Here is a 21,316-nt window from a genome sequence, read left to right on the forward strand (position 1 = left end):
CCGCGATACGACTCACGCACGGGGCGCGGAGCGCCCGGTGACGATACGGTGCACGAGGCGGGCCGCCGACCGCGCGGTCCGGCCGTCGACATCGAAGGACGGATTGAGCTCGGCGACCTCACACAGCGCGAGCTTGCCGCTGCGCGCGACGCGGTCGCAGGCCCGCTGGACGACCGCCGGCGGCACCCCGAACGCCGCGGGCGCGCTGACCCCCGGCGCGACCGCGGCGGGCAGCACATCGAGGTCGATGCTCAGGTGCACCAGATCGGCAGCACCCAGGACACGATCGACGAACGCGTCGACAGCATCCACCTCGCACTCGTCGTCGAGCAGATACCGGGCGCCCATCCCGCCCGCCGCGTCGAACAGCGCGCGGGTGTTGCTCGGTTCGGCGATGCCGATCACCGCGTAGTCCAGTGAGCGCCCCCGACCCCGTTCATCGTCGGCCATCTGCCGGAAGGGCGTGCCGGAGCCGGCAATCGGGTTGTCCCGCAGGTCGAAGTGCGCGTCGAGATTCAGCACGGCCACGCGCGCTCCCCCGTGTACTTCCGCCGCATCCGACCATCCCAGATAGCTCGCGTACGCGACCTCATGCCCGCCACCGAGCACCACCGGGAACTGCCCGCCGTCGAGCAGCACGGTCAGCAGGTCGCCGAGTTCCCGCTGCGCCGGCTCCAGCCGGCCATCGCTCACCTCGATGTCGCCGGCGTCGTAGAGCCGCAGCGGACCCGGCAGTGCCAGCGACGCCAGCGCGCTGCGCAGCGCATCCGGCCCGGCCGCCGCACCGACCCGGCCCTGGTTCCGGCGCACTCCCTCGTCGCTGCGGAATCCCACGACCACGCCGTCCGCGGGCGCCGCCGCGGCAGAGTAAGGCTCGACGACGTGATGCCAGCGCAGGTGTTCGGGTCCGGCACCGTCGTCGCGACCGGTCCAGCGCCGCGGCGGCCGGGCGCTCACCGCACCACCAGGCGGCCGTCGCGCCACACCTCACGCACCAGCGCGACCCCCGGCCGGTAGGCCAGGTGCAGATGTGATGGCGCGTCCAGCGCTATCAGATCCGCGTGGCATCCGATCCCGAGTCGTCCTATGTCGTTGCGCCGCAATGCGACAGCCCCGCCCATTGTCGCCGACCACACCGCCTCTGCGGGAGTCATCCGCATCTCCCGCACCGCCAGCGCGATACAGAAGCCCACGTCGGTGGTGTAGCTGGTGCCAGGGTTGCAGTCCGACGCCAGCGCGACCGTGACGCCGGCATCCAGCAGCCTGCGTGCATCCGGGTAGGCGCTGCGCGTACAGAATTCGGCACCCGGTAGCAGGGTGGCGACGGTGTCGGCGCCGGCGAGCGCCTCGACATCGGCCGCGGTGGTGTGGCTGACATGATCGACCGACGCTGCGCCGACCTCGACGGCCAGTTGCACCCCCGGCCCCGGACCCAGCTGATTGGCATGCACCCTGGGGACAAGTCCGGAACGCATCCCCGCGGACAGCACCGCCGCCGACTGGTCCCTGTCGAACGCGCCCCGCTCGCAGAACACGTCGATCCACTTCGCCTGCGCCGCACAGGCGTCGACCATCTCGTCGCACACCATCCGCACGTAGTCGTCGGTGCGCCCGGCGAACTCCGGCGGGGTGACGTGCGCGGCGAGCAGCGTCGTCTCGCGGGCGTGCCGGGCGGCGACCGCTAGGCTGCGCTGCTCGTCGACGATGGTCTGCCCGTAGCCGGACTTGATCTCGAGCGTGGTTGTCCCCGCGCGCAGGGCCTCGCCGGCGAGCCGGACCACGGTCGCCTCGAGTTGGCCGTCGGTGGCCGCGCGGGTCGCGGCGACGGTGTCGCGGATGCCGCCCGCGTCATACTCCTCGCCGGACATCCGCGCGGCGAACTCGACGGCCCTGTCACCGGCGAACACCAGGTGCGTGTGCGAGTCGACGAACCCCGGCAGTGCCGCACGACCACCCAGGTCGTGCCGCATCTCCGCGCCGGACGGGGCCTGTGCCCGCGGACCCACCCAGTCGACGACGCCGTCGACGAACAGCACCGCGGCGTCCCGGATCAGCCCGAGCCGGTCCTCCCCGAGCTCGGGCACATTGGTGACCAGCTCGCCGATGTCGTCGACGAGAATCGAAGGCGGCGAACCTGTCTGCTTCACATCAGCGGTCCGTCATGGGGATGTGCAACCCGCGCTCGAAGGCGACCTCGGCGGCCCGTTCGTAGCCCGCGTCGACGTGCCGCAGCACCCCGGTGGCCGGGTCGTTGGTCAACACCCGCTCGAGCTTGCGCGCCGCCAGTTCGGTGCCGTCCGCGATGCACACCTGACCGGCGTGGATCGAGCGCCCCATCCCGACCCCGCCGCCGTGGTGGATGGACACCCACGACGCACCGGAGGCGGTGTTGACCAGCGCGTTGAGCAGCGGCCAGTCGGCGATCGCGTCCGAACCGTCGGCCATCGCCTCGGTCTCGCGGTAGGGGGAGGCGACCGAACCGGCGTCGAGGTGGTCGCGGCCGATGGCGATCGGCGCGGAGACTTCGCCGGAGGCGACCATCTCGTTGAACCGCAGCCCGGCCCGGTGCCGCTCCCCGTAGCCGAGCCAGCAGATGCGTGCGGGCAGACCTTGGAACGGCACCTTCTCGCCGGCCAGCGTGATCCAGCGGCGCAGGTGCTCGTCGTCCGGGAACAGGTCCAGGATCGCCCGGTCGGTGGCGGCGATGTCCGCCGGCTCCCCGGACAGCGCGGCCCAGCGGAACGGGCCGCGCCCCTCCTCGAACAGCGGACGGATGTAGGCCGGTACGAAGCCGGGAAAGTCGAACGCCCTTGCGCAGCCGCCCTTGCGAGCCTCGTCGCGGATCGAGTTGCCGTAGTCGAACACCTCGGCGCCGCGGTCGAGGAACCCGACCATCGCCTCGACGTGCGCCGCCATCGACCGCTCCGCCTCGTCGGTGAACCACTGCGGATCCTTCTGCGCCAGCGTGTGCCAATCCTCCAGCGCGACACCGGCCGGCAGGTAGGCGAGCGGGTCGTGCGCGGAGGTCTGGTCGGTGACGATGTCGATCGGCGCCTGCATGTGCAGCAGTTGCGGGAACACCTCGGCAGCGTTGCCGAGCAGTCCGATCGACAGCGGGTGGTTTTCGTCGCGGGCGATGATCGCCTCTTGCAGCGCGGACTCGACGCTCTCGGTCTTGGTGTCCAGGAAGTGGTGTTCCATGCGCCGGTTGATCCGGTCCGGGTCGCACTCGACGCAGATCGCCACGCCCCCGTGCATGGTCACCGCCAGCGGTTGCGCACCGCCCATGCCGCCGAGACCCGCGGTGAGCGTGATGGTCCCGGCGAGACTGCCACGGCTGTGCCGATACCGACCCGAGGCCGCGAGCTTGCGCGCGACCGCGCCGAACGTCTCGTAGGTGCCCTGCAGGATGCCCTGGCTGCCGATGTAGATCCACGACCCGGCCGTCATCTGGCCGTACATGATCAGCCCGAGTTGCTCGAGACGACGGAACTCGTCCCAATTGGCCCAGTCCCCCACCAGGTTCGAGTTCGCGATGAGCACCCGCGGCGCCCACTCGTGGGTGCGCAGCACGCCGACCGGCTTGCCGGACTGCACCAGCAACGTCTCGTCGGATCCGAGCGTGGTCAGCTCCCGAACGATCGCATCGTAGGCGGCCCAGTTGCGCGCGGCCTTGCCGCTGCCGCCGTAGACGATCAGATCTTCCGGCCGCTCCGCGACCTCGGGGTCGAGGTTGTTCATCAGCATGCGCAGCGCACCCTCCTGCTGCCAGCCGCGGCAGCGCAGGGTCGGGCCGCGGGGGGCCCGGATGGGTCCACGCATGGCGACCTCCTCGCGAGAGGGTTCACCGCCAACGATAATCCGCCTGACAAGGCCGCCCTACCGGATTCAGGGCGCGACCGGCGCCGCCGTCCGGTCCGCGAACTGGGTGCGGTACAGCTGCTCGTAGCGCCCGCCGGCGGCCAGCAGCTCGTCGTGCGTGCCGCGTTCGACGACCCGCCCGGCCTCGACGACCAGGATCTGGTCGGCCGCGCGGACCGTCGACAGCCGGTGCGCGATCACGACCGCGGTGCGCCCGACCAGCGCCTCGCCGAGAGCCTCCTGCACCGCCGCCTCCGAGGTGGAGTCCAGGTGCGCGGTCGCCTCGTCGAGGATGACCACCCGCGGGTGTGCGAGCAGCAGCCGGGCGATGGTCAGCCGCTGCCGTTCCCCGCCGGAGAGCCGGTAGCCGCGCTCGCCGACCACGGTGTCCAGCCCGTCCGGCAGCGACCGCACCAGCTCCTCGAGCCGCGACCGCCGCAGCACGTCCCACAGCTGCTCCTCGGTCGCGCCGGGCCGGGCCAGCGCCAGGTTCGCGCGAACGGTCTCGTGGAACAGGTGCCCGTCCTGGGTCACCATGCCGACCGCCGACTTGAGCGCGTCGAAGCTCAGGTCGCGCACGTCGACCCCGCCGAGCCGCACGGACCCGGCGTCGGTGTCGTACAGCCGCGGGATCAGCTGCGCGATCGTCGACTTGCCGGCCCCGGACGAGCCGACCAGCGCCACCATCTGCCCGGGTTCGGCGCGGAACGAGACGCCGTGCAGCACTTCGACCCCGCCGCGGCTGTCGAGCGACGCCACCTCCTCGAGCGAAGCCAGCGACACCTTGTCGGCGGCCGGGTAGGCGAAGTGCACATCGTCGAACTCGACCGCGACCGGGCCGTCGGGAACAGTTGTGGCGTCGTCCTTCTCGTCGATCAGCGGCTTGAGGTCGAGCACCTCGAAGACCCGCTCGAAGCTCACCAGTGCGCTCATCACGTCGACCCGCGCGCTGGCCAGCGAGGTCAGCGGCGAGTACAGCTGGGTCAGCAACAGCGCCATCGACACGACCGCGCCCGCCTCCAACTCGCCGCGCAGCGCGTAGAAGCCGCCGAGACCGTAGACCAGTGCCAGAGCCAGCGCCGAGACCAGCGTCAACGCCGTCACGAACACCGTCTGCACCATCGCGGTGCGCACCCCGATGTCGCGGACCCGGCGCGCCCGCACGGCGAACTCGCTGGACTCGCGGCCCGGCCGGCCGAACAGCTTGACCAGCGTCGCGCCCGGCGCGGAGAACCGCTCGGTCATCTGATTGCTCATCACCGCATTGTGGTCGGCCGCCTCCCGGCTCAGCCGCGCCAGCCGGGCGCCGAACCGTCGCGACGGAATCACGAACAGCGGCAACAGGATCAACGCCAGCAGCGTGATCTGCCAGGAGATCGAGATCATCACGGCGAGCGTGATCACCAGCGTGACGACGTTGCCGACCACACCCGACAGGGTCGACGAGAACGCCCGCTGCGCGCCGATGACGTCGTTGTTGAGCCGACTGACCAGCGCGCCGGTGCGGGTGCGGGTGAAGAACGCGATCGGCATCTTCTGCACGTGATCGAACACCGCGGTGCGCATGTCGAGGATCAGGTCCTCGCCGATCCCGGCCGACAACCAGCGGGAGGTGACCGAGAAGGCGGCCTGCGCGAGGGCGATCAGCGCGATCACGACCGCGAGCCCGACGACCACGCCGACCGCCTTGCCGTGCACGATCGCGTCGACCACGCGGCCGGCCAGCACCGGGGTCGCGACGGCCAGCCCGGAGGTGATCACGCTCAGCACCAGATACCACGCCAGTCGCGCGCGGTGTGGTCGGGCGAACCGCCCGATGCGGCCGAGGGTGGCGCGGTTGAACGGGCGCCGGTCCTCCTGCGCATGCATCGCACCCCACATGGCGGTGCGTGCGGTCGCCTCCATGCTCATCGCCGGCCTCCATTCGATCGACAGCCGTCAGAATCGCCGACGACCGGTAGAGGCTAGAACCGGTTCGATCCCGGATTATTCCGCCCCCGCCGCGGGACCGGCCGGCGGCCGCGCGCGACGGATATTCGGTCGCGTGTGAGCCGCGCCCGCCCTATCGTCGGCAGTTCGCCGCCGCCGTGCGGTGGGAGAATCACTCACGAGAGCAGGAGCAATGACCACCCGTTTCCCGGTTCCGCTGTCCGGGGCCAAGGCCCCCACACTGCTGTGGACCGACGAATCCGAGATCGAAGACACCGCGCTGCAGCAACTGCGCCGGATGTCCACGCTGCCGTGGGTGCACGGCGTGCGGGTGATGCCCGACGTGCACGTCGGCAAGGGCGCGACCGTCGGCTCGGTGATCGCCATGCGCGACGCGGTGTGCCCGGCCGCGGTCGGCGTCGACATCGGCTTCGGGATGACCGCCGTGCGCACCGACCTGACCGCCCGCGATCTGCCCGATGACCTGCACCGGCTGCGGTCGCTGATCGAGGCCGCGGTGCCGGTCGGGTTCGCCGCCCACAAGAACGCGGTGAACCCGCAGCGGCTGCGCGTCGGAGGGGGGTGGCAGACGTTCTGGGACGGGTTCGACGACCTCGACCCCCGGGTGCACTCCCGAGAGTCCAAGGCGCACAAGCAGATGGGCACGCTCGGCGGCGGCAACCACTTCATCGAGGTGTGCGTGCAGGGCGAGCTGCGCGACGGCAGGTGGGTCACGGGCGACGCGGACGCGGTCTGGCTGATGCTGCACTCCGGGTCCCGGAACATCGGCAAGGAACTGGCCGAACGGCACATCGCGGTCGCCACCGCGCTGCCGCACAACCGGGACCTGCCCGACCGCGACCTGGCGGTGTTCCTGTCCGGCACCCCCGAGATGGACGCGTACCGACGCGACCTGGCCTGGGCGCAGGAGTACGCCGCCCGCAACCGTGCGGTCATGCTGGCACTGGTCTGCGGGGCGGTACGGAAGTGCTTCACCTCCAAGGTGGTCCGCTTCGACGAACCGATCTCCTGCCACCACAACTATGTGGCCACCGAGATCGTCGACGGTCAGGAACTGCTGGTCACCCGCAAGGGCGCCATCCGGGCGGGCGGCGGCGAACTGGGGCTGATCCCCGGCTCCATGGGCACCGGCTCGTACGTGGTGCGCGGGCTCGGTTCCGAGCAGTCGTACTTCTCCGCCTCGCACGGCGCGGGCCGGCGGATGAGCCGCAACGCGGCGCGGCGCCGGTTCACCGAACACGATCTGGTCGAGCAGACCCGCGGCGTCGAGTCGCGCAAGGACGCCGGGGTGGTCGACGAGATCCCGGCGGCCTACAAGGACATCGAGTCGGTGATCGCCGCCCAGACCGACCTGGTCGAGGTGGTCGCGCACCTGCGTCAGGTCGTCTGCGTCAAGGGTTGAGCCGGTTCAGCCGGACCGTGCATCGGGTGTGCGGTGATGCGGCGGTCACCTCCGCCGCATCACCGCCGCCGTATCACCGCCGCCGCATCACCGCCGCCGCATCACCGCCGGCTCCTGGCGGCGCAGCATCAGGTTGATCACGCCGCCCGCGACCACCGACAACCCGATCAGCACGCCGAGGTCCATCAGCCACGACCCGATCGTCGGCGCGAACAGCAGGTCGTTGCCGAACCTCGTGGGGAACAGACTCTGCAGGTCGAGCGTCCCGGCCATCGCGCCGAGCGCCCACCGGGCCGGCACGAACCAGGACAGTTCCTCGAGCCCGGGGACGCTGTCCAGCGGGAGCAGCGCACCGCAGAAGATCACCTGGATGATCGCGACGAACACCAGCAGCGGCATGGTGACCTCCTCCCGGCGCACCACCGCCGAGATGAGAAGCCCGCCCATCATCGCGGTGAACGCCAGCAGCGCCACCGCGATGGTGATCTCCCATCTGGGGGACATCAGCACTCCCCCCGACCCCGTCGGGTCGACGTCCACCCAGGCCAGCGCCACCAACGTCAGCACCGCACCCTGCAGCACGCTGATCACGCCGAGCACGAACACCTTCGAGAACAGATACGCCGAGCGCGGCAGCCCGACCGCACGCTCGCGGCGGTAGATGACCCGCTCCTTGACCAGTTCCCGGACCGCGTTCGCCGCCCCGGTCAGGACCGCGCCCACGCAGAGGATCAGCAGTGTGTTGATCGTGGAGTCGACGGTCAGCGCGCTGCCGGCCAGCGCGCGAGCCATCAGCCCCAGCACGACCGGCAACAGGATCATGATCGCCAGGAAGGTCGGGTCGGAGGCGATCACCGTGAAATAGCGCCGGACCAACGTGCGCACCTGGACGAACCAGCGTCGCAGGGTCAACGCGGGCACCGGCGCGCCGACGGGCGCGGGTTCCGACGGCCGATGCCGTTCATGACCGTCGACGATGTATTCCTCGTGCAGCGGCGACGCACGGTACTCCCCCGCCCAGTCGCGGTCGCGGTCGTTCTCGAAGGCGTCGAACGCCTCCGGCCAGCTGTCGAAGCCGAGGAATTCCAGCACCCTCGTGGGCGGCCCGAAGTACGCGATCCGCCCGCCCGGCGCCAGCACGAGCAGCCGGTCGCACACGTCCAGGTTCAGCACGCTGTGGGTGACCGTCACGACCGTCCGCCCGCCGTGCGCGAGGTCGAGCAGCAGACTCATCATCGACCGGTCCATGCCCGGGTCCAGCCCGGAGGTCGGCTCGTCGAGGAAGAGCAGCGACGGCTTGGTGAGCAGTTCGAGCGCGACGCTGACCCGTTTGCGCTGACCTCCCGACAGCGTGGAGATGCGCTGTCCGGCGTGATCGGTCAGGCCGAGCGCGTCGATCACCTCGGTCACCCGGTTCTCGCGGTCTGCCGCGGCGGTGTCGCTGGGGAACCGCAGCCGGGCCGCGAACGACAACGCGCGCCGCACCGTCAACTGCACGTGCAGGATGTCCTCCTGCGGGACGACGCCGATGCGCTGGCGCAACTCGGCATACTCGCGGTACAGATCGCGCCCGTCGTACCGCACCGACCCCTCGTCGGCGGGCCGCAGCCCGGTCAGCGCGTTGAGCAGCGTCGACTTGCCGGCGCCGCTCGGGCCGATGACCGCCAGCAGGCAGCGTTCGGGGACCGTGAACGACACGGCGTCGAGCAGTCGTCGGTCGTCGATGGTGACCACCAGGTCGTCGACGTCGAGCCACACCTTGCCGGTGTCCGCGAACTCCTCGAGTTCGGACCCCGCCAGCACGAACACCGAGTGCCCGATCCCGACGATGTCGCCCTGACCGACCGGCGAGCGGTCGACGATGTGGCCGTTGAGGTACGTGCCGCTGTCGCTGTGCAGGTCGGCGATCTCGAAGCCGTCGTCGGTCGCCCGCAGTTCGGCGTGCCGCGACGACACCAGCAGGTCGTCGACGACGACGTCGTTGTCGGGCGCGCGGCCGATGCGGACGCACCGCTGGTTCAACGGGATCACATTGGTGACGGGCTGGATCGGCCGGTATCCGGTCCGCGTGGACGTCGGCAGGGGCTGCGGACTGTGGACCAGCGTCGCGACGGGACCGTCCGTGGCGCTGGCCAGCCGGATCGAGTTCCCGGCGGTCACGGTCGCGCGGCGCACGCGGCGCCCGTCGACGTAGGTCCCGGTGATGGTGCCGGTGTCCTCGACCACGTACTGGTCGCCCTCCGGACGCAGCACCGCGTGCCGCCACGCCACCCGACGATCCGGGAAGACGATGTCGCACTGCGGGTCCCGGCCCACCACGTAGGTGCGTCCCGGCGTCATCGGCGTCGAGCCGCCCACGGTCAGCAGGACCAGTCGAGGTTGCTCTGCGGGCTGCTCGCCCATGCCCGAACGATACCCGGCGCGCGGGTGCGTCTCGGATGGATTGCGGTCAGCGGGCGCCGGAAATCCCGGCCGTCCCGGTCAGCCGCACTTGATGCCGGTGGCGTGGATCGGGCAGTACCCGCCGGGATTCTTCGCCAGGTACTGCTGGTGGTACGGCTCGGCGTAGAAGAACCGGCCCGCGCCGGTCGACTCGAGCGGCCCGATCTCGGTGGTGATGCCGCTGTACCCATTGGCGGCCAACCGCTTTCCGAAAAGCTCGGCGGTCTCGCGTGCGACGCGGGCCTGCTCGTCGCCGATCGTCAGGATGATCGAGCGGTACTGGGTGCCGACGTCGTTGCCCTGCCGGTAGCCCTGGGTGGGGTCGTGGTTCTCCCAGAAATGGGCGAGCAGAGCGCGATAGTCGAGGACCTTCGGGTCGAACACGACCTGAACCACCTCGGCGTGGCCGGTCTGCCCGGAGCAGACCTCCTCGTAGGTGGGGTTCGGCGTGTATCCGCCCGCATATCCCGAGGCCGTGGTGTAGACCCCGTCGAGTTCCCAGAACTCACGCTCGACGCCCCAGAAGCATCCGAGTCCCAGCACCGCGACCTCGGTACCCTCGGGGAACGGCGGGGTCATCCGGGCGCCGCTCACGTCGTGGGTCTGCGGAACGGGCATGGGGTCGTCGCGTCCGGGGAGCGCGCGTTCGGCGTCGACCATCGCCGTCCGTGGTCCGGCGCGGCCCATAAGATCGTCCATCCACGACATGAGCCCACCCTACGCGTCGCGGCAGGCCCGCGACCGGCGCTGCTCGGCCGGTTGCCGCTGCACCCACGCACCCGCCACACCCGGGCGTCCGCCGCACCCGGGCGTCCGCCCACCACCGCGACCTCGCATACGGCCGGTGCACCTCGCACGACCCCCGGGGCATGCGAAGTGCACGCGCGCTGTGCGAGGTGCGAGGCGGGCAGGTGCAGAGGGTGCTCCGGGGCGGGTGCCGAGGGTGCTCCGGGGCGGGTGCCGAGGGTGCTCCGGGGCAGGGGCAGAGGGTGCTGCAGGTGCGGGTGCAGGTGCAGGTGCAGCGACATGACGTCCCGACCGGCGCTCAGGAGCGGGCGGGCACCGGCTCACGCTCCCGCTCGACGGCTTCCTCCGAGACGGCTTCCGCGACGGGCGCAGGAGCCTTCCGGGGCGCGCCGATGTTCTTGGTCTTGTTCCCGATCCACCGCCCCGCCGGCTCCTCGACCAGCCGGTGGAACACCTCCACGACCACCACCAGCACCACCAGGAACGCCAGCACGGCGCCGGTCTTGCCGACGTACGGCTCGGCGAAGTTGTACAGCCGGTACAGGATGAGCGTGTGCAGGAGGTAGACGCCGTAGCTGCGCGACGACAGCCAGTGCACCGGCGCCCACTCGTTGGCCCGGCCGCCGTACCGCCCGACCACCAGCACGATCCCGGTGACCACCACCATCGTCCACAGGTAGTGATCGCCCGCCCAGTAGTCGCCGAACGACGTCGACATACGGATCACCAACGCCTGGAACACGGTCGCGACCACCAGCCACACCCAGCCGCACGAGCGGGTCCACGCCAGGTAGATGATCTGGCCCATGAACAGCGCCGGCAGCGTGGCCGCGACCTTGCTGAGCATCGGGACCGTGTAGAACTCGGGCACGAACCGGTTGTAGACCTGCATCGCCATGCACAGCGTCGCGCCCGCGATCGGCACGAGGATCGGCGCTCGCTTGAGCAGCGGGCGCCCCAGCCCGACGCACAGCACGAAGAACACGATCTGCACCAGCAGGGTCCACGTGACGCCCAGCACCTCGACGTCGTTCGGCTTGATGAAGAACCCGCCGAAGACGAAGCTCAGCGCCGCCTGGGCATCGGTGATCGTGGTCTGTCCGGAGAAGGTGCCCATGAACCCGGTCCTGATCAGCACCACCGCGATCGCGACCGCCACCCACAGTCCCGGCAGCAGCCGGCCGACCCGGTTGGCGAGGAAGCGGCCGGGATGCTGCCGGATCATCGAGCCGGTCAGCAGCATGCCGGTCAGCATCATGAACACCGCGACGCCGAGGAACGACAGGTACTTGTTCAGCCCGCCGCTGTCGACCAGTACCTTCTCGACACCGGTCATCAGCCACCAGTTCACGTGCAGCGTGTCGCCGAAGAAGAACCCGATGTGCGCGTAGATCACGACGATCGCGCCGAAAGCCCGCAGCAGGTTCGCACCGACCAGTTCGACGCGATGCCCGTCCGGCGGCCGCGCGACGAGCGTGAGCGGGGGGATCGTCCGCGGTCGGGTGTTCCGGTCGTCGATGGGGCGAGGCACCCGCGCGACCATACCCGTGACCGGAGGTACGCCGCCGCGACCGACGACAGGGCTCACCCGGCCACCCGCGCTGCACCCGAGGGCCTTACTCCACCGGCGACACGCCGGTCACCGGGGGGCGGTATTGCGGAAGCATGATCAATGCGAAAGGCTGGACGACGCACCATTGATCCGCTATATGGGGGCGCCGACCGCGCCCGCAAGGCGACAAGGAAGGACTCTCGTGGCTGAATACACTCTTCCCGACCTCCCCTACGACTACGGCGCTCTCGAGCCGCACATCTCCGGCGAGATCATGGAGCTGCACCACTCGAAGCACCACGCCGCGTACGTCGCCGGCGCGAACACCGCGCTCGAGCAGATGGCCGCCGCCCGCGAGGACGGCACCATCGGCGCCAAGTCGCTGTCGCTGTCGAAGAACCTCGCCTTCCACCTCGGCGGTCACACCAACCACTCGATCTTCTGGAAGAACCTGTCCCCGGAGGGCGGCGACCGCCCGACCGGCGACCTGGCCGCCGCGATCGACAACGACTTCGGCTCGTTCGAGAAGTTCCAGGCGCACTTCACCGGTGCGGCCACCAGCCTGCAGGGCTCCGGCTGGGCCATCCTGGCGTACGACACGATCGGCAAGCAGCTGGTCATCCAGCAGCTGACCGACCAGCAGGGCAACACCTCGGTCGGCATCATCCCGATCGTCATGCTGGACATGTGGGAGCACGCCTTCTACCTGCAGTACAAGAACGTCAAGGGCGACTACGTCAAGTCCTGGTGGAACGTCGTGAACTGGGCCGACGCCGCGGAGCGGCTCGCCAAGGCCCTCACCGCGCAGGGCAACGGGCTGATCGTCCCCGCCTGATCTGCCGCACTCCGTCCGCCCCGGACCGCACGCCGGTCCGGGGCGGAGTTGTGTCCGGAGCCGGTGCGCCGCGGACCGGCGAGCTCAGTCGGTTTCCGGCGTGAGCCAGGCGGTCAGTTCCTCGCGGTCGCGCTCGACGAGTTTGACGACCATCTGCTTGGCCAGCATCTCGATCTGCCCGCCGACGAGCGGGATCTTCACCCGCACCTGCCCGCGCACCCGCAGCCGCGTGCACCCGTCACCGTTGCCACTCAGTTCGGCGGCCGCGTCGATGGTCACCGGCAGTCCGGTCGAGCTGCCGCCGATGGTGCCGTCGGCGCGGCCGTCGGCGAGTGGCCCCCAGGAGTCGCTGCGCCGGACGGTCATCGGCCCGCGGATCACCGCGCGGACCACCGCCGGGAACTGTTCGGGGTCGGTCGATTCGGTGATCGTGACCGCCAGTCCCCCGCCGGTCCGGTCGAACTGCACGTCCACGTTGTCGTTCACGCGCAGCCGGCGCCGCCAGTAGGCCTCGTCGGTGAGCGCGCCGTGCACCTGCTCGACCGGGAAGTCCAGTTCGGTGTCCACCTCGAACTTCTTGGGCATGGGCAGACCGTACCGGGCGTGGGTGCGCCCGGTACGGCGAAGGACGCGTCCAGCACAAGGACCCGTCAGGCGAAGGACACCGAACGCCGCACCCCCAGCCCCGCCGCTGCGAGGCAGGCGATCGCGACCGCTGCGACGAACCAGGGGAAGACCGTGGCCAGCGGCCAGCGGGTGGCGGTCCAGCCGGCGACGATCGTCGGCACCGCCATCGCGCTGTAGGCGAGCAGGTAGTAGGCCGACATCGTCTCGCCGCGCCGGTCCGGCGGGACGACGTTGCCCAGGTGCCGCAGCGAGCCGCCGAAGCCGAGCCCGAAGGTCGCACCCAGCGCGACCGCCGCGAGGAACACCAGCAGCCACCGGTGGGTGAGCAGCGCGGGCACGGTCAGCGCCAGCGAGACCGCCATGCCGACGTTGCCGACGATCGCCGCCTTGTGGGCCGGCATCCCGGTCGCGAACAGTTGGGCGAGCGCCGCGGAGAACACCGTCACCGCGACCACCGCACCCCCGAAGACCACGCTGTGCAGGTGGGTCTGCTGCGCGGCCAACGACGGGAACAGCGACAGCAGCACACCCAGCACCGACCAGGACGCCATCACCCCGAGCGCCGCGAACCAGAAGTCGGCGCGGATCTGCGGCGGCACAGCGGGTTTGGCAACGGTGATCCGTCCTCGAGTGGGGTTGCGGTGCGGCTCGTCGAGCGCGACGACACCGACCCCGATCGCCAGGCACAGCACGATCACGACCGCGTAGGGAGTGCGCAGCGGGTGCGGCGCGTACTGGGCCAGCACCGCGGAGCCGAGGATCGCCGCGGCCATGCCCAGGTTGAACGCGACGCCACTGAGCTGGCCCGAGCGGGTGCCCCGGTCCGGCCGCAGGTCGAGCAGGGCGGCGGCCCCGGCCACCACCGTCGAACCGACGGCCGCGCCGTGGATGGCGCGGGCCAGCAGCAGCATCCCGACGTTGTCCGCCAGCATGAACACCACCAGCCCGACGACCATCGCCGCCAGCGCCCCCAGCAGGACCGGCTTGCGGCCCACCGCATCGGAGATCCGGCCCGACACCAGCACCGCCGCCAGGGCGGTCACGGCGTACACCGCGAACACCACCGTCGTCATCAGCGGCGAGAAGTGCCAGTCGACCTCGTACATCCCGTACAGCGGTGCCGGCACCCCCGACACCCCCAGCGCCACCCCGCTGAACACCAGGACGAGCCCGTACGCCCAGCGTTGGGTTTCGCGTTCGCCGACCTGCTCCGACAGAACCGCTGTCATGACGCCTCCCCGGCGAGTAGGTTTGATGTAGATCGAACCTGATCACCATAACGCCAGGTTTGATGAACATCAAACCAATTGCGAATGAGGCGGACCGATGACCCAAGACGACCCCGAGGCCCAGGACGCTCCGGTCGGCACCGTGCAGCAGGTGCTGGGCGCACTGCAGGACCCGATCCGGCTCGAGATGGTGCGGCGGTTGCGCAACGCCGAGGACTGCGTCCGCTGCGGCGAGCTCTACGACGGGATCAACAAGTCGACCGCCACCCACCACTTCAAGATCCTGCGTGAGGCCGGGGTCATCGAACGCCTGACCGTCGACGGACAGGTCCACCAGCGGCTGCGCCGCGACGAGGTCGAGAAGGCGCTGCCCGGGCTGCTGGAATCCGTTGTGGCCGCGGCGAACCGGGAGACGGACGAGTAGCGGTCGGGCACGAACAGGCACGGACCGATTCGCTCACCGGCGACCGCGGGTGCTAGAACAGGCCGACCGTTCCCACCGGAGACAGGACCCCGCATGCAGCGAACTGGAGGCCTCGCCGCGATCGTCGTGCTCGCGGCGGTCGGACTGAGCGCCTGCGGCGGCCAGGCACAGCCCTCCGCCACCGACACCGCCGGTGACTGCGCGGCTGTCAAGACCATCGACGCGAACCTCGCACCGGTGCAGCAGGATCTGCGGTCGAGCGTGCTCGCCGGCGGCAACCCCGCCCAGATCACGAAGCAGCAGGTCGCCGACTACCGGAAGATGAGCACGATCGTCTCCGACGGAGCGCAGCAGATCTCCGACTCCGCGCGGCGCGACAAGGCGCAGCAGTTGGCGCAGACCTACACGACGATCGCCGGCGCCATCGCCGGGCAGCCCGCCCCGGACGGCAGCGGCAGCCAGGCGCAGGACCTGCTCGGCAAGCTCGGTGCGGCGACCGCCGCAGTGCACTCCGGATGCGAACAGGCCGCGCCCACGAGCTGATCCGCGTCGGCCTGTCGGTAACGCCGCACACCTGTCGGGTGATAGACAGGGCAGAATTTCGACACGACGGAAGGCGGACAATGAATTCCACCGACATCGCCGCACAGGTCGGCAACTGGCTGCGCGACGGCATGCTCTCGGGGAATCCCCTGGCGATCCTGGCCGCGGCAGTCCTCGTTCCGCTCGGCGCGATCTTCGGCTCGACCACGCTGTAGGCGGCTTCGGAGGCGGTCCGGGCGGCGCTGTTCCGGCCGGCCGACCCCGCCTGGTGGCCGATCTTGGTTGTCCGACGACGTTTTCGGGCGCATCCTGATCTTGTGGACCCTGTGAGGGGAGGCCACCATGAAGGACACACGCATAGGCATCTCGCCTTTCCACCAGCATGGAGCGCTCCGCGGATTCCTCATCTCGGGCCGTTGGCCGGATTCCACCAACGAGTGGGGCCGGTTGCTGCTGCTGACCGTGCAGGTCGCGTCGATCCCGGGATTGCTGCCGACGACGACCGTGTTCGACGCACGCGAGGACGTGCCCGACCTGTCGCCGGTCGATTCGGTCGGGTTGGTGCTCGCGGACGGTCCGGTGCTCGGCGACGACGCACCGCCACCGGGAAAGTTCGCGGAGCACACGCCGACGGCCCTGCTGCTGTTGCACCCGCCGTCGGAGACCACGCCGAGCCTGCCCGAATGCGAGGGTGTCGCCTCGGGCTGCATCCTGCTGCCCGGCCTGCCGGACCTGGGCCTTGGCCACCGCGCGGTCTGGGTGGAGGCCGAGGCGGACGGCACCATCACCGCGATCCGCAGCAAGATCGGCATCGACCCGATCGCGGACCCGGACACCGCGGTGCTCTCGCTGCTGCTGGCCGCCTGACCGCGGCCGCCGGTCGTCGCCCGGGCGGGCCCGTACCGACGCCTTGAGTCCTTGCCGTCGCGTCGGATGCGGAGTTCACTCACGATGTGGTGGCCCACACAGTGGGTTATCGTGCATTAACCCAGTTGTCTCCGTATCACCCATCGCGCGGGCCGGCCGGTCCGCCGGAACAGGAGAGTCCACCGTGCAACTTTCGGGATCTGCCGCCATCGTCACCGGTGCCGCCTCCGGCCTGGGCGCCGCCACCGCCGCCGCGCTCGCCGCCAAGGGCGCCACCGTCTTCGGTTTCGACCTGCAGGCGTCGATCGACAAGGCCGCGGGGAAGGTCCCGCAGGGCGTGACGCTGATCGACACCGACGTCACCGGCGCCGACGCGGTCCAGAAGTCGGTCGATCAGGTCGTCGCGTCGGGTGTGCCGCTGCGCGCGGTCGTCAACTGCGCGGGCGTCGGCTGGGCCGGTCGCATCCTGTCCAAGAACGGCCCGCACGACCTCGAGTTGTTCCGCACGGTCATCACCGTGAACCTGCTCGGCACGTTCAACGTGATGCGCCTCGCGGCCGAGGCCATCGCCAAGACCGATCCGGTCGACGAGGACGGCCAGCGCGGCGTCGTCATCAACACCGCCTCGGTCGCCGCCTTCGAAGGCCAGATCGGCCAGATCGCCTACTCCGCGTCGAAGGGCGGCGTGCACGGCATGACCGTGCCGGCCGCACGAGACCTGGCGCAGTTCGGCATTCGCGTGAACACCATCGCGCCGGGCATCGTCGACACTCCGATGCTCGCCGGCGTCACCGAGGATTTCCGGCAGTCGCTCTCCGCGGGCGTGCCGTTCCCGCATCGGCTGGCGCAACCCGCCGAATACGCCGAGCTGGCCACCATGATCATCGAACACGACTACCTCAACGGCGAGACCATCCGCATGGACGGCGGCCTGCGCATGGCCCCCCGCTGAGCTTCCCGCACCGACCGCTGCGGGCGGGCGACCGGTCACCGGTGGCCCGCCCGTCTCGTGCGGCGAACCGTCCGACACCGGCGGACACCTCGGCGTACGGTCCACACCATGACGCCGACACCGGAAACGCAAGCGCTGCTGCGCGACTCCTTTGAACGCATCCGCGAGCAGGTCGTCGAGATGACCTCCGACCTGCCCGACGACATCGCCACCTACCGGCCCGACCCCGAGGCGAACTCCATCGACTGGCTGCTCTGGCACCTGATCCGGGTCCAGGACGACCACCTGGCCGGCATCACCGGCACCGAGCAGGTGTGGACCGCCGGCGGCTGGTGCGAGCTGTTCGCACTCCCGTTCGATCCCGAGGCCATCGGCTACGGCCAGAGCAGCGACGAGGTCGGCCGGGTGCGGGTCGCGGCGAATCTGCTCGACGCCTATCACGCCGACGTGCACGCAGCCACGCTGCGCTACCTCGACACCCTGACCACCGACGAGTTGGACCGGATCGTCGACCGGCGCTGGGACCCGCCGGTCAGCGCGGCGGTCCGGTTGGTCAGCGTGATCGGCGACTGCACCGCGCACCTCGGCCAGGCGCAGTACGTCCGTGGGATGGCCCTGCGGCGCGGGTGAGCGCACGCCGGGACTGCGCCTCCGTGACCGCGTGACACGAACGCCACAACCGTCTGCCGCTCATCCTTACTGACCTGGGCATACGGTTCGCACTGCAGACGCGGAAGGTCCTGCTGCCCTATGGTGGATGGCGGCCCCGGGCCGCGCCGACCCGGGCTCCGGGCGAGCGCGTGGGGAGTGGCCAGATGAGGGTGAAAAGGTGTGCGGCCGCGGTCGCGGCAGTCGGTACGGTGGCCGCCGGCCTGGTGGTCGGCACAGGAGTCGCCTCCGCGGCCCCCGGTTGCCCGAGCATGTACGTCGTCGCGGTACCCGGCACGTGGGAGACCTCCACCAACCGCGCGGCCGATCCGGACCGAGGGCTGCTCACCGCGGTCACCGACGGCCTGCCGCCCGCGATCCAGGTGGCCTACGTGACCTACCCGGCGACCGCCTTCCCCTGGGAGACCGACGTCTACGGCGCCTCGGAGAGCCAGGGCGTGAGCAACGCCCGCGGATTGGTGAGAGACCTCGCGATCCGTTGCCCGGCAGCCCGGTTCGGGATCATCGGCTACAGCCAGGGCGCCGACGTCGCCGGCGACCTCGCCGCCGAGATCGGGACCGGCGCCGGCGTGATCCCGCCGCAACGGGTGTCCGCGGTGGGACTGATCTCCGATCCTCGCCGCTCCCCGCTGGATCCGCTGGTCGGTCCCCCGGTCGGCGGCGGCGGCGCCATCGGCCCGCGCGTCGAGGGCTTCGGCTGGGTCAGTCCGGTCGTGCGAACGTTCTGCTCGACCGGCGACCTGTACTGCGCGACCCCGAAGGAAGACTTCGTCGACCGCATCGCCGGCTACTTCGTGCAGAATTCCGACCCCAAGTCCTCGGACAAGGAGAAGTACGGCCCGGAGGCGACGCCGATCATCGACGACCTGCTCCGCGCCGGCGGCCTGCCGACGCTCGAACACCAGTTGAGCGATCCCGCGAACGCCGCACGGGCGCGAAACCTGCAGCAGTTCCTGAACTCCGGGATCCACCAGGACTACACCCGCTACGTCGTGGCCGGCAACGGCACCACCGCGACCGAGTGGTTGCATCAGTGGCTCGCCTCCAAGGCCTGACCCCGTGATGATGATCCGGCCGTTGCCAGGAGCGTTTCCGGCGCTGTGCCCTACACCACACTAGTTAGGTATGGCTAACCTGACTGATCGCATGATAGAAATCATCCGTGCTTGCGTGATCATCCGCCGGCACGATCCTCGACCTCGACGGGTGCGGCCCGGCGAGGAATCAACCCCACTGAACGGAGAACCACCCATGTCCTCGAGCGACCTCGGCTCCATTTTCGGCAACCTTGGCGACATCTTCACCGCCTTCGGCGACATCGCCACCGGATCCAGCGGCATCTCGAGCACCGTCAACGGCGACGGGAAGTGATCGGCCGGCCGGCCCCGCACGGAGCGGGGTCGGCCGACTCGAACGTTCCTCGGAGACAAACAGATCGAGATGCCGACCCGGTCGGTCACCCGTGGCGGATCTGCTCCTCCATCTCGGCGACGCGCCCGGGAGGCTGCCGGTGCCGAGCCTTCGCCAGCTTGACGATCGCCTCGAATGCCGCCTTTTCACTTGCGGATTCGCTCAGTTCGGTGATGACCCGACGTACCTGATCGGCGGACGCCTCGGCGCCGTCGAGCGTGACCTCGCTGTGCATCGGGTCGTAGACGAAGCGGTGCCGGTTCGGCGACCAGTCCACGATCAGCGAGCCGTCGACGTGCGCGTCGTCGCGCGTCGTCCCGGTCAGCCCCAACGCCCACGCCCCCAGCATCTCCGCATCCGGGAGCACCCGCACGGACGTGATCTGCAGGTGCTGGTCGAGGCCCTTCGCTTCGGTTGCCATCTCTCCCCCAACAGTACTGAGCCGACCGCGGCGCATTCAGCGCAACGGATCAAAATGTTGCATCACTTCGGGCACACGGTCACCGGTGATCGCCGCGGCCAGCAGGCGCCCGGTCAGCGGACCCAGCGCGATCCCCCACATCCCGTGTCCCCCGGCCACGTGGACCCGCGGCGAGCGGGTGACGCCGATCAACGGAAGGCCGTCCGGCGTGCACGGCCGCGATCCGACCCACTCCTCCTGGCGCTGCTCCCAGTCGATCCCGGTGAGCATCGGGCGCGCCGCGTCGACGACGGCACGGATGCGGCGCGGGTCCGCAGGGGCGTCGGGCCGGCGGAACTCCATCATCCCGGCGACCCGGAGCCGACCGGCCAGCGGCGTGCACGCCACCCGCTGCGCGGCCAGATAGATCGGGTTCTTCGGCGGGTGATCGGGCTGCACGCTGAAGCTGTAGCCGCGACCCGCCTGCACCGGCACACGCACCCCGAAGGGCCGCGCCAGCGTGTTCAACCGCGCGCCGGTGGCCAGCACCACCTGGTCGCCGCGACGGTAGCCGCCCGCCGTGGACGTCAGCTCGACCCCGCGCCCGTCGCCGTCGTCGCGCACCGCGGACACCTCGAAACCCTCGACGATCTCCCCGCCGCGCCGACGCACCGCCTCCGCCAGCGCGGCCATGAACCGCGGCGGGTCCAGGAAGCGCTGGTTGCGTAGCGTCAGCCCGGCGCCGACGCCGTCGCCCAGGGCGGGCTCGATGGTCCGCAACCGGTCGGCGTCCATCAGCTCGAACTCGACCTCGCCGCCCAGTTCGGCGACGGTGCGCAGCTCGGCGGCCAGCACGTCGCGCTCGGCCTCGGTGGCGAACGCAGCGAGGAACGGGTCGGCCAGGCGGGCGTGCTCCCGGACCCCGCCGGCCGCCAGCTCGTCGTACGCACCCAGCGCCAGGCGGTTGACCTCGACGAACACGCGCATGGCCGCGCGCCAGCGCCCCGGTGTGCAGTGCCGGGCGAATCCTGCCAGGAACCGCAGCAGCCGCGGGTCGGCACTGGGCGGCACGTACAGCGGCGACGACGACCGCACCAGCGCCCGCAGCCCCTCGGAGAGCACCGCCGGGTCGGGCAGCGGCAGCGTCAACGCCGGGGTCAGCCAGCCCGCGTTGCCCCACGACGAGTCGGCGGCGACCCCGACCCGGTCGACGACGCTCACCGCGACCCCGTGCTCCTGCAGATGCCAGGCCGTCGCGAGACCCTCCATGCCGGCGCCGACGATGACCACATGCTCGGGCAATCGACCCATGACCGACCCTCCTGTCACCCGGAGCGCTCTCAATCCATGGTGACTCACCGTGCGGCATTGTGCGAGTGCCGGACGGTCGACGCGGCGGCGGGCAG

At 70.5% G+C, this 21,316-nt stretch carries 21 protein-coding genes; 10 read left to right on the forward strand and 11 right to left on the reverse strand.

Features of this window, described 5'->3' with window-relative positions:
- Window positions 1-12: 12 nt before the first annotated feature.
- The 4 genes from hutG to G4X40_RS10260 form a co-directional block, all read right to left on the reverse strand.
- A complete protein-coding gene (gene hutG / locus G4X40_RS10245) occupies window positions 13-957 on the reverse strand; it encodes a formimidoylglutamase (RefSeq protein ID WP_277832169.1) in 945 nt (314 codons plus the stop codon).
- A complete protein-coding gene (gene hutI, locus G4X40_RS10250) occupies window positions 954-2,147 on the reverse strand; it encodes an imidazolonepropionase (RefSeq protein ID WP_277832171.1) in 1,194 nt (397 codons plus the stop codon). The genes hutG and hutI overlap by 4 nt, the downstream gene beginning before the upstream one ends.
- A gap of 1 nt (window position 2,148) precedes the next feature.
- On the reverse strand, window positions 2,149-3,822 hold the full coding sequence (gene hutU / locus G4X40_RS10255; protein WP_277832172.1) for a urocanate hydratase: 1,674 nt from the start codon (window positions 3,820-3,822) through the stop codon (window positions 2,149-2,151).
- 66 nt (window positions 3,823-3,888) lie between these two features.
- Window positions 3,889-5,772 carry an ABC transporter ATP-binding protein gene (locus G4X40_RS10260; RefSeq protein ID WP_277832173.1) on the reverse strand — a complete coding sequence of 628 codons (1,884 nt, stop codon included), beginning with the start codon at window positions 5,770-5,772 and terminating at the stop codon, window positions 3,889-3,891.
- A gap of 211 nt (window positions 5,773-5,983) precedes the next feature.
- On the opposite strand from G4X40_RS10260, the gene G4X40_RS10265 reads away from it, so the two are divergent.
- Window positions 5,984-7,213, forward strand: a complete 1,230-nt coding sequence (locus G4X40_RS10265; RefSeq protein ID WP_277832174.1) for an RtcB family protein — start codon at window positions 5,984-5,986, stop codon at window positions 7,211-7,213.
- 87 nt (window positions 7,214-7,300) lie between these two features.
- Here the strand turns inward: G4X40_RS10265 and G4X40_RS10270 are convergent, their stop codons facing one another.
- The 3 genes from G4X40_RS10270 to G4X40_RS10280 form a co-directional block, all read right to left on the reverse strand.
- On the reverse strand, window positions 7,301-9,616 hold the full coding sequence (locus tag G4X40_RS10270; protein WP_277832175.1) for an ATP-binding cassette domain-containing protein: 2,316 nt from the start codon (window positions 9,614-9,616) through the stop codon (window positions 7,301-7,303).
- 78 nt (window positions 9,617-9,694) lie between these two features.
- Window positions 9,695-10,363: a peptide-methionine (S)-S-oxide reductase MsrA gene (msrA, locus tag G4X40_RS10275; RefSeq protein ID WP_277832177.1), complete on the reverse strand. Its 669-nt coding sequence runs from the start codon at window positions 10,361-10,363 to the stop codon at window positions 9,695-9,697.
- Between the two features lie 337 nt (window positions 10,364-10,700).
- Window positions 10,701-11,891, reverse strand: coding sequence for an acyltransferase family protein (locus G4X40_RS10280; RefSeq protein WP_408642180.1), 1,191 nt, complete (start codon window positions 11,889-11,891; stop codon window positions 10,701-10,703).
- A gap of 265 nt (window positions 11,892-12,156) precedes the next feature.
- Here G4X40_RS10280 and G4X40_RS10285 point away from each other — a divergent pair, with 265 nt between their 5' ends.
- Window positions 12,157-12,789, forward strand: coding sequence for a superoxide dismutase (locus tag G4X40_RS10285; protein WP_277832181.1), 633 nt, complete (start codon window positions 12,157-12,159; stop codon window positions 12,787-12,789).
- Window positions 12,790-12,873: 84 nt separating this feature from the next.
- Here the strand turns inward: G4X40_RS10285 and G4X40_RS10290 are convergent, their stop codons facing one another.
- A complete protein-coding gene (locus G4X40_RS10290) occupies window positions 12,874-13,374 on the reverse strand; it encodes a DUF2505 domain-containing protein (protein WP_277832182.1) in 501 nt (166 codons plus the stop codon).
- Between the two features lie 65 nt (window positions 13,375-13,439).
- Complete coding sequence (locus G4X40_RS10295) at window positions 13,440-14,645, reverse strand: MFS transporter (protein WP_277832183.1); 1,206 nt, start codon at window positions 14,643-14,645, stop codon at window positions 13,440-13,442.
- Between the two features lie 97 nt (window positions 14,646-14,742).
- Between G4X40_RS10295 and G4X40_RS10300 the strand changes: the two genes are divergently transcribed.
- From G4X40_RS10300 to G4X40_RS10335, 8 genes are all read left to right on the forward strand, one after another.
- Window positions 14,743-15,069 carry an ArsR/SmtB family transcription factor gene (locus G4X40_RS10300; RefSeq protein WP_277832184.1) on the forward strand — a complete coding sequence of 109 codons (327 nt, stop codon included), beginning with the start codon at window positions 14,743-14,745 and terminating at the stop codon, window positions 15,067-15,069.
- 93 nt (window positions 15,070-15,162) lie between these two features.
- Complete coding sequence (locus G4X40_RS10305; protein WP_277832186.1) at window positions 15,163-15,612, forward strand: hypothetical protein; 450 nt, start codon at window positions 15,163-15,165, stop codon at window positions 15,610-15,612.
- Between the two features lie 80 nt (window positions 15,613-15,692).
- On the forward strand, window positions 15,693-15,827 hold the full coding sequence (locus G4X40_RS10310; protein WP_277832188.1) for a hypothetical protein: 135 nt from the start codon (window positions 15,693-15,695) through the stop codon (window positions 15,825-15,827).
- Window positions 15,828-15,954: 127 nt separating this feature from the next.
- Window positions 15,955-16,479, forward strand: coding sequence for a peptidase (locus G4X40_RS10315; protein ID WP_277832190.1), 525 nt, complete (start codon window positions 15,955-15,957; stop codon window positions 16,477-16,479).
- Window positions 16,480-16,663: 184 nt separating this feature from the next.
- Window positions 16,664-17,431: an SDR family NAD(P)-dependent oxidoreductase gene (locus G4X40_RS10320; protein ID WP_277832191.1), complete on the forward strand. Its 768-nt coding sequence runs from the start codon at window positions 16,664-16,666 to the stop codon at window positions 17,429-17,431.
- Window positions 17,432-17,539: 108 nt separating this feature from the next.
- Window positions 17,540-18,061 (forward strand): mycothiol transferase, encoded by a 522-nt coding sequence (locus G4X40_RS10325; protein WP_277832193.1) that lies wholly within the window; start codon window positions 17,540-17,542, stop codon window positions 18,059-18,061.
- A 185-nt stretch (window positions 18,062-18,246) separates the two neighbouring features.
- On the forward strand, window positions 18,247-19,155 hold the full coding sequence (locus tag G4X40_RS10330) for a cutinase family protein (RefSeq protein WP_277832195.1): 909 nt from the start codon (window positions 18,247-18,249) through the stop codon (window positions 19,153-19,155).
- A 70-nt stretch (window positions 19,156-19,225) separates the two neighbouring features.
- A complete protein-coding gene (locus tag G4X40_RS10335) occupies window positions 19,226-19,471 on the forward strand; it encodes a hypothetical protein (protein WP_277832197.1) in 246 nt (81 codons plus the stop codon).
- A gap of 85 nt (window positions 19,472-19,556) precedes the next feature.
- Here the strand turns inward: G4X40_RS10335 and G4X40_RS10340 are convergent, their stop codons facing one another.
- Window positions 19,557-19,931, reverse strand: coding sequence for a hypothetical protein (locus tag G4X40_RS10340; protein WP_277832199.1), 375 nt, complete (start codon window positions 19,929-19,931; stop codon window positions 19,557-19,559).
- A 36-nt stretch (window positions 19,932-19,967) separates the two neighbouring features.
- On the reverse strand, window positions 19,968-21,221 hold the full coding sequence (locus tag G4X40_RS10345) for an NAD(P)/FAD-dependent oxidoreductase (protein WP_277832201.1): 1,254 nt from the start codon (window positions 21,219-21,221) through the stop codon (window positions 19,968-19,970).
- Window positions 21,222-21,316 lie beyond the last annotated feature (95 nt).

It is taken from the genome of Speluncibacter jeojiensis, assembly GCF_029589495.1.
Lineage (GTDB): Bacteria > Actinomycetota > Actinomycetes > Mycobacteriales > Mycobacteriaceae > Speluncibacter > Speluncibacter jeojiensis.